Origin of the sequence: Streptomyces solicamelliae (genome assembly GCF_045348655.1) — a bacterium.
Lineage (GTDB): Bacteria > Actinomycetota > Actinomycetes > Streptomycetales > Streptomycetaceae > Streptomyces > Streptomyces solicamelliae.
This window is the reverse complement of record NZ_CP160404.1, coordinates 6,892,704-6,909,308: the sequence shown is the minus strand read 5'-3', so window position 1 is coordinate 6,909,308 and position 16,605 is coordinate 6,892,704. Positions and strand designations below refer to the sequence as shown.

12 protein-coding genes are annotated in these 16,605 nt (G+C 70.5%); 3 read left to right on the top strand and 9 right to left on the bottom strand.

Going from position 1 to position 16,605, the window contains the following annotated elements; genetic code table 11:
- Positions 1-8: 8 nt before the first annotated feature.
- The 4 genes from araD to ABZO31_RS31860 all read right to left on the bottom strand — a co-directional run bounded on the left by araD (position 9) and on the right by ABZO31_RS31860 (position 5,599).
- Entirely contained in the window at positions 9-722 is a 714-nt protein-coding gene (araD, locus tag ABZO31_RS31875) for an L-ribulose-5-phosphate 4-epimerase AraD (RefSeq protein WP_406864805.1), read from the bottom strand.
- Positions 723-766: 44 nt separating this feature from the next.
- Positions 767-2,275: an L-arabinose isomerase gene (gene araA / locus ABZO31_RS31870; RefSeq protein ID WP_406864804.1), complete on the bottom strand. Its 1,509-nt coding sequence runs from the start codon at positions 2,273-2,275 to the stop codon at positions 767-769.
- A gap of 122 nt (positions 2,276-2,397) precedes the next feature.
- Complete coding sequence (araB, locus tag ABZO31_RS31865) at positions 2,398-4,104, bottom strand: ribulokinase (protein ID WP_406864803.1); 1,707 nt, start codon at positions 4,102-4,104, stop codon at positions 2,398-2,400.
- Positions 4,105-4,552: 448 nt separating this feature from the next.
- Entirely contained in the window at positions 4,553-5,599 is a 1,047-nt protein-coding gene (locus ABZO31_RS31860) for a LacI family DNA-binding transcriptional regulator (protein ID WP_406864802.1), read from the bottom strand.
- A 221-nt stretch (positions 5,600-5,820) separates the two neighbouring features.
- Between ABZO31_RS31860 and chvE the strand changes: the two genes are divergently transcribed.
- From chvE to mmsB, 3 genes are read left to right on the top strand one after another with little or no spacing between them, the layout of a single operon-like run.
- Positions 5,821-6,927 carry a multiple monosaccharide ABC transporter substrate-binding protein gene (chvE, locus tag ABZO31_RS31855; RefSeq protein WP_406864801.1) on the top strand — a complete coding sequence of 369 codons (1,107 nt, stop codon included), beginning with the start codon at positions 5,821-5,823 and terminating at the stop codon, positions 6,925-6,927.
- Positions 6,927-8,582, top strand: a complete 1,656-nt coding sequence (gene mmsA, locus ABZO31_RS31850; protein ID WP_406864800.1) for a multiple monosaccharide ABC transporter ATP-binding protein — start codon at positions 6,927-6,929, stop codon at positions 8,580-8,582. The genes chvE and mmsA overlap by 1 nt, the downstream gene beginning before the upstream one ends.
- Positions 8,579-9,823, top strand: coding sequence for a multiple monosaccharide ABC transporter permease (gene mmsB / locus ABZO31_RS31845; protein ID WP_406864799.1), 1,245 nt, complete (start codon positions 8,579-8,581; stop codon positions 9,821-9,823). Before mmsA ends, mmsB begins: the two co-directional genes overlap by 4 nt.
- 320 nt (positions 9,824-10,143) lie before the next feature.
- Here mmsB and yjfF read toward each other — a convergent pair whose 3' ends face one another.
- From yjfF to ABZO31_RS31820, 5 genes are all read right to left on the bottom strand, one after another.
- Positions 10,144-11,151 carry a galactofuranose ABC transporter, permease protein YjfF gene (gene yjfF / locus ABZO31_RS31840; RefSeq protein WP_406864798.1) on the bottom strand — a complete coding sequence of 336 codons (1,008 nt, stop codon included), beginning with the start codon at positions 11,149-11,151 and terminating at the stop codon, positions 10,144-10,146.
- Complete coding sequence (locus ABZO31_RS31835) at positions 11,148-12,263, bottom strand: ABC transporter permease (protein WP_406864797.1); 1,116 nt, start codon at positions 12,261-12,263, stop codon at positions 11,148-11,150. Before ABZO31_RS31835 ends, yjfF begins: the two co-directional genes overlap by 4 nt.
- The gene (locus ABZO31_RS31830) at positions 12,260-13,822 is read right to left on the bottom strand and encodes a sugar ABC transporter ATP-binding protein (protein ID WP_406864796.1); all 1,563 of its coding nucleotides are present in this window, start codon (positions 13,820-13,822) and stop codon (positions 12,260-12,262) included. Before ABZO31_RS31830 ends, ABZO31_RS31835 begins: the two co-directional genes overlap by 4 nt.
- Before the next feature lie 67 nt (positions 13,823-13,889).
- Complete coding sequence (locus ABZO31_RS31825) at positions 13,890-14,891, bottom strand: ABC transporter substrate-binding protein (protein ID WP_406864795.1); 1,002 nt, start codon at positions 14,889-14,891, stop codon at positions 13,890-13,892.
- A gap of 583 nt (positions 14,892-15,474) precedes the next feature.
- Entirely contained in the window at positions 15,475-16,602 is a 1,128-nt protein-coding gene (locus ABZO31_RS31820) for an LLM class flavin-dependent oxidoreductase (protein ID WP_406864794.1), read from the bottom strand.
- Positions 16,603-16,605 lie beyond the last annotated feature (3 nt).

Here is a 16,605-nt window from a genome sequence, read left to right as displayed (position 1 = left end):
CTGTGCTGTCAGGCGGAGGGAGGGTTGCCGTAGTAGGCATCGGGGCCGTGCTTGCGCGTGAAGTGGCGGTCAAGGACGTGTTGCGGGGGCTCGACCGTGCCCAGGGCGATGGTGTGGAGGGCCATCTCGGCCACCGCCTCGCAAATGATCGCGTGCTCAAGGGACGCGGTGGCATCGGCGCCCCAGGTGAAGGGACCGTGGTGGGCGACCAGGGCTCCGGGGACCTCCCCGGCCCGGGTGTCGTCACGGTCGAGCAGGTCCACGATGACCTGACCGGTGTGGTACTCGTAGTCCGTGGCGCACTGCTGGGGGGTCAGGGCCGCGGTGACCGGGACGGGCCCGTTGAACGTGTCCGCGTGGGTCGTGCCGAGCACCGGTATCGGACGCCGGGCCTGGGCGAAGGCGACGGCGTGGGTGGAGTGCGTGTGGGTCACGCCTCCGATGGAGGGGAAGGCCAGGTAGAGGCTCCGGTGCGTCTCCGTGTCGGTGGACGGTCGCAGGTGGCCTTCCACGACGCGCCCGTCGGACAGGGAGACGACGACCAGGTCGTCCTCGCTCAGCACGTCGTAGGCCACTCCCGAGGGCTTGATGACGAAGACGCCGGCCTCCCGGTCCACGCCGCTCACGTTGCCCCAGGTGAGCGTGGCCAGACCCGCACGGGGGATGCGGAGGTTGGCCTCCAGTACCTCCCGGCGCAGTTCCTTGGAAACGGCAGTGGTCACGGAGGGCTCCGTCCTCGCGGGCGTGGATGGGGTGAGGGAGGTACTCACAGGCTCTGGGCCAGACGGTGGTAGGCCTGGTTCCAGCGCAGCTCGCGCGTGAAGCGCCGGACGGTGGTGTCCTCGTCGATGACGGCGAGTTCGGTCCGCAGCATCTCGGCGAGGTCGTCGAGCTCCTCGCCACCGAGGGCGGTGGTCAGGACGGTGTGGTGCGGTGCTCCGGCCGTCAGCCAGGCCTCGGTGGAGGTACGCAGGTCGGGACGAGGGCGCCAGACGGCTCGGGCGACAGGGAGCTTGGGCAGCGGCTCGGGCGGGGTGACGACATCGATGTGGTTGGCGACGAGGCGGAAACGGTCGCCCATGTCGGCGAGACCGACGACGACGGCCGGACCGGGATCCGCGTCGAAGACGAGGCGGACCGGGTCCTCGCGTCCCCCGATGCCGAGCGGATGGATCTCGCAGGTGGGCGTGGCCGACGTGAGCGAGGGGCAGACCTCGAGCATGTGGGCGCCGAGGATGAGTTCCTGACCCGGCGTGAGGTCGTAGGTGTAGTCCTCCATGAAGGAGGTGCCGCCGGGCAGGCCGTGGGCCATCGCCTTCAGCGTGCGCAGCAGGGTGGAGGTCTTCCAGTCGCCTTCGCCGCCGAAGCCGTAGCCGTCCGCCATCAGGCGCTGCACGGCGAGCCCGGGCAGCTGACGCAGGCCCCCCAGGTCCTCGAAGTTGGTGGTGAAGGCGCGGAACCCGCCTTCCGTGAGGAAGGTACGCAGACCGGCTTCGACGCGGGCGGCGTAGCGCAGGGAGTCGTGGCGCTCACCACCTGGCCGCAGCTCGGGCGCGAGGGCGTAGAGGTCCTCGTACTCCTTGACGAGGGCGGTGACGGAGTCCTCGGGGGCGGCGTCGACCGCGGCGACGAGGTCGTTGACGCCGTACGTGTTGACCGAGACCCCGAACCGCAGTTGCGCCTCGACCTTGTCGCCCTCGGTGACGGCGACGTCGCGCATGTTGTCGCCGAACCTGGCGAGCCTGAGGGTGGTGAGCTCGGCGCGGCCGACGGCGGCGCGGGCCCATCCGGCGATGCGGTCGACGACCTCGGGGGTCGAGACGTGGCCGGCCACGGTCTTGCGCGGGACGCCGAGGCGGGTCTGGACGAAGCCGAACTCGCGGTCGCCGTGGGCGGCCTGGTTCAGGTTCATGAAGTCCATGTCGATGGTGGACCAGGGCAGTCGACGGTTGGCCTGGGTGTGCAGGTGCAGCAGGGGCTTGCTCAGGGCGTCGAGGCCGGCGATCCACATCTTGGCCGGGGAGAAGGTGTGCATCCAGGCGATCAGACCGATGCACCGGTCGTCGGCATTGGCCTCCAGGCAGAGCGCGCGGATGGCGGCCGCGTCGGTGAGGACCGGCTTCCACACCAGGCGGACGGTCATCTGGGGCTGGTCTGCGAGGGTGTGGCACAGGGTGCGGGCCTGGTCGGCGACCTGAGCCAGGGTCTCGTCGCCGTAGAGGGACTGGCTGCCGGTGAGAAACCAGATCTCGCGGTCGGGCTGGGCAAGCGTCATGTCGGATGTGCTCCTCGGAGGTGCGGGGGCGGAGAAGTCGGGCCGGTGGTGGCCGGGAGCGGGCAGGCGCCCCGGTCAGTCAGTGGGGGCGTGCCGGTCACTCAGGGAGGGAGGCGTGCCGGTCAGCCGGTGGTGGCGAGGCGTGCGGTGTTGCGGATGCGTCGCAGGCGGTGCAGGAGGAGGTCCGCGCCGGTGCCGAAGTGCTCGTGCAGGGCGCGGTACTCGCCGAACAGCGCGTCGTAGGCGTCCGCGCGTGCCGGGTCGGGCAGGTACGCGTGGCGCTGCACGCTGCCCATGACGGAGGCGGCGGAGCGGACGTCGGGGTAGGCGCCCGCGGCGACGGCGGCGTGGATGGCCGAGCCGAGCGCCGGCCCTTGTTCGGAGGTGCCGACGGAGACGGGGCGGCGCAGCACGTCGGCGTAGATCTGCAGGAGCAGCGCGTTCTTCCGCAGGCCTCCGGTGACGATGAACTCCTCGACGGGTATCCCGCCGCTCTCGAAGGTCTCGACGATCACCCGGGTGCCGTAGGCGGTGGATTCGAGCAGGGCCAGGTAGACGTCTTCGGGCCGGGTGTCGAGGGTGAGGCCGGCGATGACGCCCGAGAGGCGGTGGTCGACCAGCGTGGAGCGGTTGCCGTTCATCCAGTCGAGGGCGACCAGGCCGTGCGCGCCGACCGGCTGGCCGGCGGCCTTGCGGGTCAGGAGCTGGTGCAGGTCCTCGCCCGATGCCTCGGCCTCGGCGCGGTAGTGGTCCGGGACTCCCTGCCGGAGCCACCAGGCGAAGATGTCGCCGACCGCGCTCTGGCCGGCCTCGTAGCCATAGGCGCCCTCGACTATGCCGCCGTCGACGACCCCGCAGATGCCGGGGACTTCGGCGAGGGTGTCGCCGTTGAGTACGTGGCAGGTGGACGTGCCCATGATGGCGAGCATCCGGCCGTTCTCCACGGCGCCCGCCGCGGGTGCGGCCACGTGGGCGTCGACGTTGCCGACCGCGACGGCGATGCCTTCGGGGAGCCCGGTCCAGCGCGCGGCCCGACCGCTCAGTCCGCCGGCCCGGGAGCCCAGGGGTGAGAGCGGGTGCTCCAGGCGCGTGGCGGCGAAGTCGGCGAATTCCGGGTGGAGTTCGGCGAGGAATCCGGCCGAGGGGTAGGCACCGTCCTGGTGGATGCCCTTGTAGCCGGCGGTGCAGGTGTTGCGGGACTCGGCGCCGGTCAGCTGCCAGACGATCCAGTCGGCCGCCTCGATCCAGCGGGCGCAGGCGGCGTAGACGGCCGGGTCCTCCTCCAGGACCTGGAGGGCCTTGGCGTACTGCCATTCGGAGGAGATCTTGCCGCCGTACCGTGCGATCCACTTCTCGCCGCGGGCGTGAGCGAGGGCGTTGATGCGGTCGGCCTGCCCCTGGGCCGCGTGGTGCTTCCAGAGTTTGGGCCAGGCGTGCGGGCGGTCCGCCCACTCGGGCGTCAGGGCGAGCGGGGTGCCGTCCGGGGTGGTCGGCAGGACCGTGCAGGCGGTGAAATCGGTGGCGATCCCGATCACGTGGGCCGCGTCGACTCCGGCGTCGGCGAGCGCCGCCGGAACGGCGGTGCGCAGGACGTCGCGCCAGTCCTCGGGGTGCTGGAGCGCCCAGTCGGGGGGCAGCGGGGCCGCGGTGAGGGGAAGACGGTCCTCGATGACGGCGTGGCGGTACGCGTGGACCGCCGAACCGAGTTCTGCGCCGTCCCGGACCCGGACGACGACGGCACGCCCGGAGAGGGTGCCGAAGTCGACTCCGATGGTGCAGGCCTCGGGGTGGTGTCGGGCTGCGGTGCCGGAAAGGGCGTGAGGGGTCACGATGTGTCTCTCTCGTCATGAGCAGGGGCCAGGAGGGCATCCCGATTGTTAACGCTCACACTTGGGTTGAACAAGAGTTTGATGCGGTTCTGGCGCAAACAATCGTCGGGAGATGGAGCTCTGGAAGTGAGCGCTCACTTCGCTGTCACAGGGGCAGTCCGGCGCCGTGACCCGACCCTGCGGGACATGGGGCGGCCGACGGGAGTGGGCGGAGCGGCCCGGGGGGCGCTCGCGCGGGCGGGCCTGCGCGTGGCCGGACGGGGGCATGAGCGAACCGGCGAACGGACGGCCCGGCGAACGGACGGCCCGGTCGCCTGCCGGCGGATCAGCGCTCGAACCGGCCGGCGCGTTGGCGGACCGGCGCGCGGAACCTCCGGCACTCACCGCCTGCCGGCGGCAGGCCCGCGCGACGACGGCCGGGAGGCGACCGCGCGAGCCTGCCGCCGCGTCAGGCCTCGTTCGAAGGTCGTGTGCTCGCGCGCATGATGAGCTGCGGTTGCACCAGAAGGTGCTCGGCCTTCCGGGCGCGGCCCTCGATGTGGTCCACCAGGAGCCCGATGCTGCGGCGCCCGATGGCGGCGAAGTCCTGGCGGACCGTCGTCAGCGGCGGCGGGAAGTACTCGGCCTCCGGGATGTCGTCGAAGCCGGCGACGGCGACCTGCCCGGGGGTGCGGATCCCGCCCTCGCGCAGCGCCCGCAGGACACCGAGCGCCATCTGGTCGTTGGCGACGAAGACGGCTGTCACCGGTGTCGCCCCGCGGCGGGCCAGGGCGAGGCCGGCGAGCTCCTGTCCCGCCCGGTACCCGGACAGCGGGCTCCAGTCCCCCGCCAGTACGCGCGGAGGGTCCATGCCGTTCTCCTCCAGGACGGCGCGCCATCCCGCGGTGCGGGCCTCGCTCTCCAGCCAGTCCTCGGGACCCGCCACGTGCCAGACGGTGCGGTGCCCGGCGGCGAGCAGGTGCTCGGTGACCATGCGGGCGCCGAGCTCCTGGTCGAGGGAGACGCCGGGCAGATCGAGCTGATGACCTCCTTCCACCGTGACCACGGGGAAGGGCGCCTCGAGTTCGGCGAGCGCCTGCACGTGCGAGCGTTGCGGGGTGATGGCCACGACGCCCTCCACGCCCCAGGACGCGAGATGGTCGATGGCGTCCTTGAGACCCTGCCCCGCGCCGGTGCGCAGGCTGACGGTCGAGACGAGGTAGCCCTGCTCCCGGGCCGCCTCCTCCAGGCCGGTCAGGGTGCTGGCGGGGCCGTACAGGGCGGTGTTGACGGCGATGACGCCCAGCGTCCTCGTGCGGCGCGTCACCAGGGCGCGTGCGGCGGAGTTGCGGCGGTAGCCGAGCCGCTCGATGGCCAGGGTGACCTGGTCACGGGTGGCCGCGCGCACGTTGGGGTGACCGCTCAGCACCCTGGAGACGGTCTGGTGGGAGACCCCCGCCTCTCGCGCGACGTCGGCCATCGTCGGCGGGCGGACGTCTTCCGCGGACTGCGCCACGTTCGCCTCCCCTCTCCGTGCTCACGGCTGTGTATCGATGCGAGAAAAACCTTATCGCCTCTTGTACCACGACGTTGTGAGCGCTAACAATCTAGCTCGACCAGGGTGTCGACACCCTGGCCCCCAACCGGAACGGCGCCGTCCCGGTGGTGCGAGGACACGCGCTGCCGTCGAGCCCGCCCCGGTCGGAGCCGCCCTCGACGACGGGATGGGTATCCCCCATGAAGAAGTTCCGTTCCGCATCCGCCCTCCTGGCCGTGGCCACCGGCTGTGCCCTGCTGCTGACCGCCTGCGGGCAGAACAGCGAGGGGGGCAGCCAGGAGGCGAAGGACAAGAAGGACCTCACCATCGGCATCGCGATGCCCACCAAGTCCTCCGAGAGGTGGATCGCCGACGGCAAGAACATGACCGCGAGCCTGAAGAAGGCCGGATTCTCCACGACTCTGCAGTACGGCGAGGACGACCCCGACCAGCAGGTCGCCCAGATCGAGAACATGATCACCCAGGGCGTCGACGCCCTGGTCGTGGCCGCCATCAACGGCGAGGCCCTCTCCAACGTCCTCCAGCAGGCGGCGGACGCCCACATCCCCGTGATCTCCTACGACCGGCTCATCCTGGGCTCCCCGCACATCGACTACTACGCCTCCTTCGACAACGAGAAGGTCGGCGAACTCCAGGCCACGTACATCGTCGAGAAGCTCGGCCTGAAGGCCGGCGCGAAGCAGGGCCCCTTCAACGTCGAGCTGTTCGCCGGGTCCAACGACGACAACAACACCAAGTACTTCTTCAACGGCGCGATGAAGGTGCTGAAGCCGTACCTGGACAAGAAGCAATTGGTCGTACGCTCCCAGCAGACCCAGCTCAACCAGGTCACCACGCTGCGATGGGACGGCGGTACGGCCCAGAAGCGCATGGACGACCTGCTGACCTCCGCGTACGCCACGGCCCGGGTCGACGCCGTCCTCTCCCCCTACGACGGCATCTCCATCGGCATCCTGTCCGCCCTGAAGTCGGACGACTACGGGAGCGCCGCCAAGCCGCTTCCGATCGTCACCGGACAGGACGCGGAAGTCGCCTCGGTGAAATCGATCATCGCGGGCGAGCAGACGCAGACCGTCTACAAGGACACGCGCGCGCTCGCGCAGGTCGCCGCCGACATGGTGACCGCAGTCCTCGACGGCAAGAAGCCGGAGATCAACGACGACACCACGTACGACAACGGCAAGAAGGTGGTTCCGGCCTTCCTCCTGGACCCGGTCAGCGTCGACAAGTCGAACTACCGCAAGGTCCTGGTGGACTCCGGCTACATCGACGCCGGCGCCCTGTGATGCCCCCCGCCCCGCCCCGCTCCCCCGGCGTCCCCTCCCCGCCCCCGGCCGGCCCCGTCCTCGAGATGCGTTCCATCGTCAAGTCCTTCCCCGGAGTCAGGGCACTCTCCGATGTCAGCCTGTCCGTGGAACGCGGCGAGGTGCACGCCCTGTGCGGGGAGAACGGTGCCGGCAAGTCGACCCTCATGAAGGTCCTCTCCGGCGTCCACCCGCACGGCAGCTACGAGGGCGAGATCCTCTTCGACGGCGAGCCGTGCCGTTTCAAGGACATCCGGGCGAGCGAGCGACGCGGCATCGTCATCATCCACCAGGAGCTCGCACTCGTCCCCTACCTGTCGATCGCCGAGAACATCTTCCTGGGCAACGAACCGTCCCGGCGCGGGATCATCGACTGGCACGAGGCGCTGCGCCGTGCGTCCGAACTGCTCGGCCGGGTCGGCCTCGACGAACACCCCGAGACCCGGGTCGCCGACATCGGTGTCGGCAAGCAGCAGCTCGTGGAGATCGCCAAGGCGCTGGCGAAGGACGTCCGCCTGCTGATCCTCGACGAGCCGACTGCGGCGCTCAACGACGAGGACAGCGCGAAGCTGCTGCGCCTCATGCGGGAGTTGAAGGGCCAGGGCATCACGTCGATCATCATCTCGCACAAGCTGAACGAGATCGCCCGGATCGCCGACTCCGTCACGATCCTGCGCGACGGGCGCTCCATCGAGACCCTCGACGTCAGGGACCCGGCCACCACGGAGGAACGCATCATCCGCGGCATGGTGGGACGGAACCTCGACAGCCGCTTCCCCGAGCGCACCCGGTACGAGGGCGCGGCCGACGCCGCGCCCGCCCTGGAGATCCGGGACTGGACCGTGCGCCACCCGCTCGACCGAGGCCGCAAGGTGGTGGACGGGGTCTCGCTCCAGGTCCGCCGGGGTGAGATCGTCGGGGTCGCGGGACTCATGGGGGCCGGCCGGACCGAACTCGCCATGAGCGTCTTCGGGCGCTCCTACGGCCGCTACGAGCGCGGCACGGTGCTCAGGGACGGCCGGGAGGTACGGACGCACACCGTCCCCGAGGCGGTCGCCCACGGCATCGCGTACGTCACCGAGGACCGCAAGCACTACGGTCTCGACCTCGGGGACTCCGTGAGCCGGAACATCTCGCTCGCGTCCCTCGGCGCCCTCGCCCGCCGCGGGCTCGTCGACGGGCACGAGGAACGCAGGGTGGCCGAGCGGTTCCGGCGGACCATGGGCATCAAGGCTCCGAACGTCCTCGAACCGGTCGGCCGTCTCTCCGGCGGCAACCAGCAGAAGGTCGTGCTCAGCAAGTGGATCCTCGCGGGACCGGACGTCCTCGTCCTCGACGAGCCCACGCGCGGGGTCGACGTGGGAGCCAAGTACGAGATCTACACCGTGATCGACCGGCTCGCCGCCGAGGGCAAGGCGATTCTCTTCATCTCCTCCGAGCTGCCCGAACTCCTCGGCATGTGCGACCGCGTCTACACGATGGCCGCCGGACGGCTGACCGGCGAGGTCGGCGGCGAGGAAGCCACCCAGGAAGTCCTGATGCGGCACATGACGCAGGACACCGCCGCGTCCACCACACCATCCGCACCATCCGCGCTCCCCGCAGGCGCCGCCTCCGACGAAGGACACCAGGCATGAGCACCGACGCCAGCACGAAATCGACCGTCCCGGCGGCCCCTGACAGCGGGTCCTCGCCCACCGGGACACCGGTGGGCCGGGTGCTCCTGGACGGAGTCCGGCGGAACATGCGCCAGTACGGGATGCTCTTCGCACTCGGCCTGATCGTGCTCCTCTTCCAGATCTGGACCGGCGGCGACCTCCTGCTGCCGCGCAACGTCTCCAACCTGGTGCTGCAGAACAGCTACATCCTCATCCTGGCCATCGGGATGATGATCGTCATCATCTCGGGGCACATCGACCTGTCGGTGGGCTCCCTCATGGCACTGGTCGGTGGCATCGGAGCCGTGCTCATGGTCGAGCACCATGTGTCCTGGCCCGTGGCGGTGCTCCTCACCCTGCTGCTCGGAGCCGTCGCCGGCGCTCTCCAGGGATTCTTCATCGCGTACGTCGGCATACCGTCGTTCATCGTGACGCTCGCCGGCATGCTGCTGTTCCGCGGGCTCACCGAGATCTTCCTCAAGGGGCAGACCCTCGGCCCGTTCCCGGACGGACTGCAGAAGGTCGCCAACGGCTTCCTGCCCGAGGTGGGGCCGAAGACCAACTACCACAACCTGACCCTGCTCCTCGGCCTGGGACTGGTCGCCTACGTGGTCGTCCAGGAGTTCCGGGACCGTCGTCGGCAGCGGGAGTTCGCCCTGGAGACGCTCCCCACCGGCCTGTTCGCGCTCAAGACGACGGCGCTGGTCGCCGCCGTCCTGGCCACCACCCTGCTGCTCGCCAGCTACAAGGGCGCCCCGGTCGTCCTGCTGATCCTGGCCGCGCTGCTCGTGGCCTTCGGATACGTCATGCGCAACGCGGTGATCGGCCGCCACGTGTACGCGATCGGAGGGAACCTGCCCGCCGCGAAGCTCTCCGGGGTCAAGGACAGGAAGGTGACCTTCGCGGTGTTCCTGAACATGGGAATGCTCGCGGCGCTCGCCGGACTCGTCTTCGCGGCCCGCTTCAACGCGGCCTCGCCGAAGGCGGGCGTGAACTTCGAACTGGAGGCCATCGCCGCCGCGTTCATCGGCGGAGCGTCGATGAGCGGTGGCATCGGAACCGTCCTGGGAGCCATCATCGGCGGCCTGGTCCTCGGCGTGCTCAACAACGGCATGAACCTCGTCGGGGTGGGTACCGACTGGCAGCAGGTCATCAAGGGCCTGGTGCTGCTCGCGGCGGTCGGCTTCGACGTGTGGAACAAGCGCAGGGCAGGCGCCTGACGCCACTCCGGACACGGCTGTGCCCGCCGGCGGAGGAACCGGCGGGCACAGCCGTGTCCACGTGTCCGCACGGCAGTCCGTGGAGGCGGGCGCCGCGGGTGTGCACCACTGCCGTGAGTCCCCCGGGAAAGCCGAAGGTCGAGCGTTCTCCGGACTCCGGGCAGGGCCGGCAGACCGGTGGTACTCCGGTGGGGGCGGGTGGGTCCGGGTTCATGGGGTTCCTTGTCCGGAGTGGGGTGGTGCCGCCCGGAACGGGGGCAAGGGGGCCCTGGCCCCCGTTCCGGGCGCGGTCGTCGCGCGGGCGGTACGGCAGGGGGTGGTCATTCCGCCGGGCGGGTTCCGCCGAAGAGCCGTTGCAGGAGGATGAAGACGAACAGCAGGCCGCCGATGACGATGCGCGTCCACCACGAGCTGAGCGTGCCCTGGAAGCTGATGACGGTCTGGATCAGACCGAGGACCGTCACGCCCAGCGCCGTTCCCAGAACGAAGCCGGAGCCCCCGGTCAGCAGCGTTCCCCCGATGACGGCGGCCGCGATGGCGTCGAGTTCCATGCCGACGGCGTGCAGGGCGTAGCCAGACAGCATGTAGAAGGTCAGCAGCAGGCCGCCGAGGGCGGAGCACAGACCGCTCACTGCGTACACCGCGACCTTGGTGCGTCCCACGGGCAGGCCCATGAGGCGGGCCGAGGACTCGTTGCCGCCCAGGGCGTAGACGGTGCGGCCGAAGCGGGTGTGGTGCAGGACGACGAAGGCGAGCGCCAGCACCACCAGGGCGACGACCACGGCGGGCGACACGAACAGGCCGCCGGGCAGGAGCACCCGGGTCTGGGCGATCCGTGTGGTCGTCGGGTCGGTGAGGGAGACGGACTCGGTGCTGATCATGTAGCAGAGGCCGCGGGCGAGGAACATGCCCGCGAGGGTGACGATGAAGGGCTGGATCTCGAAGGCGTGGATCACCCAGCCCATCAGCGCGCCTCCGCCGGCTCCCACGAGCAGGACGACGGGTACCGCGAGGGCGAGCGGCAGGCCGTTCTGTTCGACGAGCCAGGCCGTCAGCATGGTCGACAGGGCCACCATGGAGCCGACGGACAGGTCGATCCCGCCGGTGAGGATGACGAAGGTCATGCCGATGGCCACGACGAGCAGGAATCCGTTGTCGATCAGTACGTTGAGCAGGACCTGCGCGGAGAAGAAGCCTTCGTACTGCAGGGAGCCGACCGAGAACATCGCGACCAGCAGGGTGGCCGTCACCATGAGCGGCAGTCGGGTGGCATGCCGTACCGAGAACCGGTGGAGCGGCTTGGCGAGGGAGCTGAGGGTGGTGCTCACGGGTGGACCTCCTGCCGGCGGGCCGCGACGTCCCCGGCTGCGGGAGCCTGGTCCGGAGCGGCCGGTCGGCGACTGCGTGAGAGCCGCGCGCGGAAAGCGGGCGACTGGACGAGACATACGACGATGACGACCAGGGCCTTGAACACGAGGGTGGTCTCGGGCGGTACGCCGAGGGTGTAGATCGTGGTCGAGAGGGTCTGGATGATCAGTGCGCCCAGGACCGTCCCGCCGAGGGAGAACCGGCCGCCGGTGAGAGCGGTGCCGCCGATGACCACGGCGAGGATCGCGTCCAGCTCGATCCACAGGCCCGCGTTGTTGCCGTCGGCGCTGGACACGTTGGAGCTGATCATCAGTCCGGCCACCGCGGCGCACACCGCGCTGACGACGTAGACGGTGACCAGCAGCCCGGCTGCCCGGACGCCGACGAGGCGGCTGGCCACGGGGTTGCCGCCCACCGATTCGATGAGCATGCCGAGCGCGGTCCGCCGGGTGACGAGGGAGGTCGCGGCGACGAGGGCGGCGGCGAGCAGGACGGCGAAGGGGAGGGTGAGCCAGTAGCCACCGCCGATCATCTTGTAGGCGCCGCTGGACACGCTGATGATCTGGCCGTCGGTGATGAGCTGGGCCACGCCGCGCCCGGCGACCATGAGGACCAGCGTGGCGACGATGGGCTGGACGCCGAGCCGGGCGACGAGGAAGCCGTTCAGCAGTCCGATCGCGGCGGCCACCCCGATCGCCACCGCGACCGCCGTGATGACGGTGGACAGGCTTCCGGGGTCTTTCGCCGTGGCGATGTGCTCGCACGCCAGGGCGCCGGAGATGGCGACCGTCGAGCCGACCGAGAGGTCGATGCCCCGGGTCGCGATGACCAGCGTCATGCCGAGCGACACGAGGATCAGCGGGGCGCCGAACTGGAGGATGTCGACGGGGCTGCCGTACAGGTGTCCGTTCTGGACACGGACGGCGAGGAAGTCGTGGGTGAGCGCGACGTTCCCGAGCAGCAGGGCGCCGAGGACGGCGGCGGGCCAGAACAGGCGGTGCCCGGTGAGCCGCCGGGTGCCCGGCGCCCTGGCCGGGCGCGCCCCGGCGCCGGTGTCGTCAGGTGGTGTCATGAGGTTGCTCCGGTGGCGATGGCGCCCAGGATCCGGTCGGGCGTCAGGGTGTCGTCGTTCGGGAGGGTGGCGACGAGACGGTGGTCGCGCAGGACGCCGACCCGGTGGCTCAGCCGCAGGACTTCCTCGAGTTCGGCGGAGATGTAGAGGACCGCTGGGCCCTCGGCGGCGAGGCGCGTCACCAGCCGCTGGATCTCCGTCTTCGCGCCGATGTCGATGCCCCGCGTGGGTTCGTCCAGGATCAGCAGCTCGGGATCGGTCAGCAGCCACCGGGCGAGCAGCACCTTCTGCTGGTTGCCGCCGCTGAGGTTGCGGACCTGCGCCTCGGGGGCGGCCGGGCGGATGTCGAGGACCTCGATCCACCGAGCGGCGATCTCGTCCTGCCGGGCGCGGGAGAGGGGTCTGGTCCAGCCCCGTGCGGCTTGCAGGGCGAGCACGATGTTCTCGCGGACGGTGAGTTCGCCGATCAGGCCCTCCGCCTTGCGGTTCTCCGAGCAGAAGGCGATCTTGTGCGCGATGGCGGTGCGCGGGGAGCGCAGGACGGTGTGGTCGCCGTCGATCCGCAGCTCGCCCCCGTCGGCGTGGTCGGCGCCGAAGAGCAGCCGGGCCGCCTCCGTACGTCCGGATCCGAGGAGCCCGGCCAGGCCGATGACCTCCCCGCGGTGGATGTCGAGGTCGTACGGCTGGATGGACCCGGTCCTGGCGAGTCCGCGGGCGCTCAGGAAGGGGACGTCCGCGGGTCCTGAGGTGGTGACGGTGCCGGTCCGGGACGTCTCGGCGAGTTCGTCCAGGCTGCGCAGCTCGCCGCCGACCATGCGGTGGACGAGGGTGACGGGCGTCAGCTCGTCGATCCGGTACTCGCCTTCGAGGCGGCCGTTGCGCAGGACCGTGACCCGGTCGCACAGGTCGAAGACCTGGTCGAGGAAGTGGGTCACGAAGAGGATCGCGACGCCCCGGTCGCGGAGCCGGCGCACCAGCGTGAACAGCTGGGCGACTTCCTCCCGGTCGAGGCTGGAGGTCGGCTCGTCAAGGACGAGGACCTTCGCCTTGATGTCCACGGCGCGCACGATCGCGACGAGCTGCTGGACGGCGATGGAGTGCGCGCTCAGCGGCATACGGACGTCGAGGCCGAGTTCCAGCTCGGTGATGAGCTGCTCCGCGCGCCGGTGGAGGGCCGCCCAGTGGACGAGTCCCAGGCGCCGGGGCTCACGGCCGATGAGGATGTTCTCGGCGACGGAGAGGTTGGGGCAGAGGTTCACCTCCTGGTAGACCGTGCTGATTCCGGCGTGCTGGGCCTCCAGGGGTTCGGAGAATCGCCGGTGGTCTCCGTCGACGGCGACGGTTCCCGCGTCGGGCGGGTGGACTCCGGTGAGCACCTTGATGAGGGTGGACTTGCCGGCGCCGTTCTCGCCCATCAACGCGTGGACCTCGCCGGGGAAGAGGCGCAGGTCCACGCCGTCGAGGGCGAGGACGCCGGGGAAGGCCTTGCGGATGCCACGGGCCTCCAGGACGGGCCGGCCGGTGGGGGTGGGTGTGCGGGGGGTGGGTGGGGCTGCCATCCGCCCTCCTCTCCTGAGGCGTCCGGGGGCGGCGCGAGGGCGGTCCCCGGCGCGTGCGGGCGGTGGGTCAGTACTGGCGGCCGGGCAGGGCGGCCGCGGCCTGGTCCTGCGTGAAGACGCCCTCCTTGGTCTCGACCCGTCGCGGGACGTCCTCCCCCGCCGCGACCTTCTTGGCGAGTTCCATCAACTGGTCGCCGAGGAGCGGGTTGCACTCGACCACGACGTTGATCTTCTTCGCCTGCATGGCGACGAAGGCGTCCTTGATGCCGTCGACGGAGATCACCTTGATGTCGGTGCCCGGCTTCTTGCCAGCCTCCTCGATGGCCTGGATGGCGCCCAGGGCCATGTCGTCGTTGTGGGCGTACAGGACGTCGATGTCCTCGTGGGACTTGAGGAAGGCCTGCATGACCTCCTTGCCCTTGGCGCGGGTGAAGTCACCCGTCTGGGAGGCGACGACCTTGAACTTGGGGTCGCCCTTGATCGCCTCGGCGAAGCCCGCCTTGCGGTCGTTGGCGGGGGCGGATCCCGTGGTGCCCTGGAGCTCGACGACGTTGACCGTCTCGGAGGTTCCCTCGTACTCCTTCACGAGCCACTTGCCGGCCTCTTGCCCCTCCTTGACGAAGTCGGAGCCGAGGAAGGTCCGGTAGAGGGAGGTGTCCTGCGAGTCGACCGCGCGGTCGGTGAGGATCACCGGGATGCCGGCGTTCTTGGCCTCCTTCAGGACGGTGTCCCAGCCGGACTCCACCACCGGCGAGAAGGCGATGATGTCGACCTTCTGCTGGATGAAGGTGCGGATGGCCTTGATCTGGTTCTCCTGCTTCTGCTGCGCGTCGGAGAACTTGAGCGTGATGCCGGCCTTCTCGGCCGCGTCGCGCACGGACTTGGTGTTGGCGGTGCGCCAGCCGCTCTCGGCTCCTACCTGCGCGAACCCGAGCACCAGCTTGCCGTCGGAGGAGCCCTTGCCGGTGCCGCCGGTGGTACCGGTCGGCGCGGGCTCGGTGGTGCAGGCGGTCAACACGCTGCCTGCCAGGGCGGCGGCGGCGATGATGCGGAGGGTTCTGTGGGCCATGTCGTGGTTCCTCTCGGGACGTGCGTCGTACCGGCCGAGCCTTGAGGCGGGCGGGCGCGGGGAGGTGCGCAGGGTTGGTTGAGCCGGGCGGGCGGCAGGGTGAAGCGCCTGCTCCCGACGACCGGGAAGCCGGTCAGCGCGACACATTGTGAGCGCTAACAGAGTTGTAACTCAAGGGCTCGTGCGGCTGTTACTCGTTCTTGTTGCGAGAGGCGCGCTCACAGCCAAGGAGTTTCGAGAGGTCTTGTGAGCGTTAACACTGATCGTCGACGTGCGGCCTGTGGCAAGAACCCACGGAACAAGGCCCGTTGTCCCGTGTCCGCCTCCCCCATCGGCCGCAGAGTCGTGGGCGAAGGGCTGCGGACCTGGGGCCCGTGCAGGACTCCGCCGGGGTGCTCATCCGCGGTCAGAGCTCCGGCGCGCGCCCGCGATCGCGCAGCCTTCCGACGCAGGTGCCTTCTCAACGACTGCTCCGCCTCGGACGACCTGAACCGCTCCGGGTCTGTTGGGGACGCGCGCGGGATCGCGATCGATACCCTCACGAAACAAGCCACGCCGCCGGAGGCCCCGGACCGCGATCAGCTCATCGGCGTTGCCACTCCTCTGCCAGGAGTCGGTAGGAGCGGACTCGGTCGATGTGGTCGTGGGTGAGGGTGGTGACGATCAGTTCGTCGGCGCCGGTGGCCTCCTGCAGTTGTTCCAGCTGGTCCGCGACGCGGCCGGGTGAGCCGACGAACTGGGTGTCGACGCGGTCGGCCACCAGGGCGCGGTCCGCCTCGGTCCAGGCGTGGGCGCGGGCCTCGTCCGGGGTCGGGAAGGGGATGGCGCCCTCGGCGGTACGGATGCTGCGGACCCACGGGCCGTAGCCGGTGGCCAGTTCGCGGGCCGTCGCGTCGTCCTCGGCGACGACGACGTCGGCGGAGACGCTGACGTAGGGCTTGTCGAGGTCGTCGGAGGGCTGGAAGGCGGCGCGGTAGCCCTCGGCGGCCTCCAGCACCGTGGCGGGGCTCACGTGGTAGTTGGCGGCGAAGCGCAGGCCGTTGCGGCCGGCGACGTCGGCGCTCTGTCCGCCGCTGCTGCCGAGGATCCAGACCTCCACGTCCGCGCCCTCGCCCGGGACGGCGTGCGCCTCGGTCCCGTCCGCCGAGCGGTAGTCGCCGCGCAGGAGCGCGAGGATGTCGTCGACCTGCTCGCCGTAGTCCTGGGGGCGGGCGCCGGGCTGGTGCAGCAACTGCTGCTGGAGCCGGAAGCGAGGGGAGTCGATCAGGTGCTCGAAGGAGAATCGCGGGGGGATCTTCAGGCCGTTGGGGGCGCGCCCGTCGAAGACGGGGGTCGTGGTCGGGCGCGAGCTCGCCGTCCGCCCGGAGGGGCGGCCGCCCGAGCGGCCGAGGCCCAGGTCCAGACGTCCCGGGTGCAGGGCGTCGACCAGGCCGAACTCCTCGACCGTGGACAGGGCCGTGCGGTGGCCGAGCTGTACGGCCCCTGACCCGATCCTGATCGTGGAGGTCGCGGAGGCGGTCAGGGCCAGTACGACGGCGGGAGAGGCCCCGGCCACGCCCGGGTTGAGGTGGTGCTCGGCGAACCAGTAGCGGGTGTAGCCGAAACGCTCGGTCTGCCGGGCCAGATCGATGGTGTTGCGCAGCGCCTCGGCGGCGGTGGAGCCGGACGGGACCGGGAGGAGGTCGAGGACTCCGAGAGGGATGCCGGACATGGT

What these genes read in the sequence shown, in the direction of transcription:
- araA (WP_406864804.1), bottom strand. Translation starts at nt 2,275, where the DNA reads ATGACGCTTGCCCAGCCCGACCGCGAGATCTGGTTTCTCACCGGCAGC.
- chvE (WP_406864801.1), top strand. Translation starts at nt 5,821, where the DNA reads ATGAAGAAGTTCCGTTCCGCATCCGCCCTCCTGGCCGTGGCCACCGGC.
- mmsA (WP_406864800.1), top strand. Translation starts at nt 6,927, where the DNA reads ATGCCCCCCGCCCCGCCCCGCTCCCCCGGCGTCCCCTCCCCGCCCCCG.
- mmsB (WP_406864799.1), top strand. Translation starts at nt 8,579, where the DNA reads ATGAGCACCGACGCCAGCACGAAATCGACCGTCCCGGCGGCCCCTGAC.
- ABZO31_RS31835 (WP_406864797.1), bottom strand. Translation starts at nt 12,263, where the DNA reads ATGACACCACCTGACGACACCGGCGCCGGGGCGCGCCCGGCCAGGGCG.
- ABZO31_RS31830 (WP_406864796.1), bottom strand. Translation starts at nt 13,822, where the DNA reads ATGGCAGCCCCACCCACCCCCCGCACACCCACCCCCACCGGCCGGCCC.
- ABZO31_RS31825 (WP_406864795.1), bottom strand. Translation starts at nt 14,891, where the DNA reads ATGGCCCACAGAACCCTCCGCATCATCGCCGCCGCCGCCCTGGCAGGC.
- ABZO31_RS31820 (WP_406864794.1), bottom strand. Translation starts at nt 16,602, where the DNA reads ATGTCCGGCATCCCTCTCGGAGTCCTCGACCTCCTCCCGGTCCCGTCC.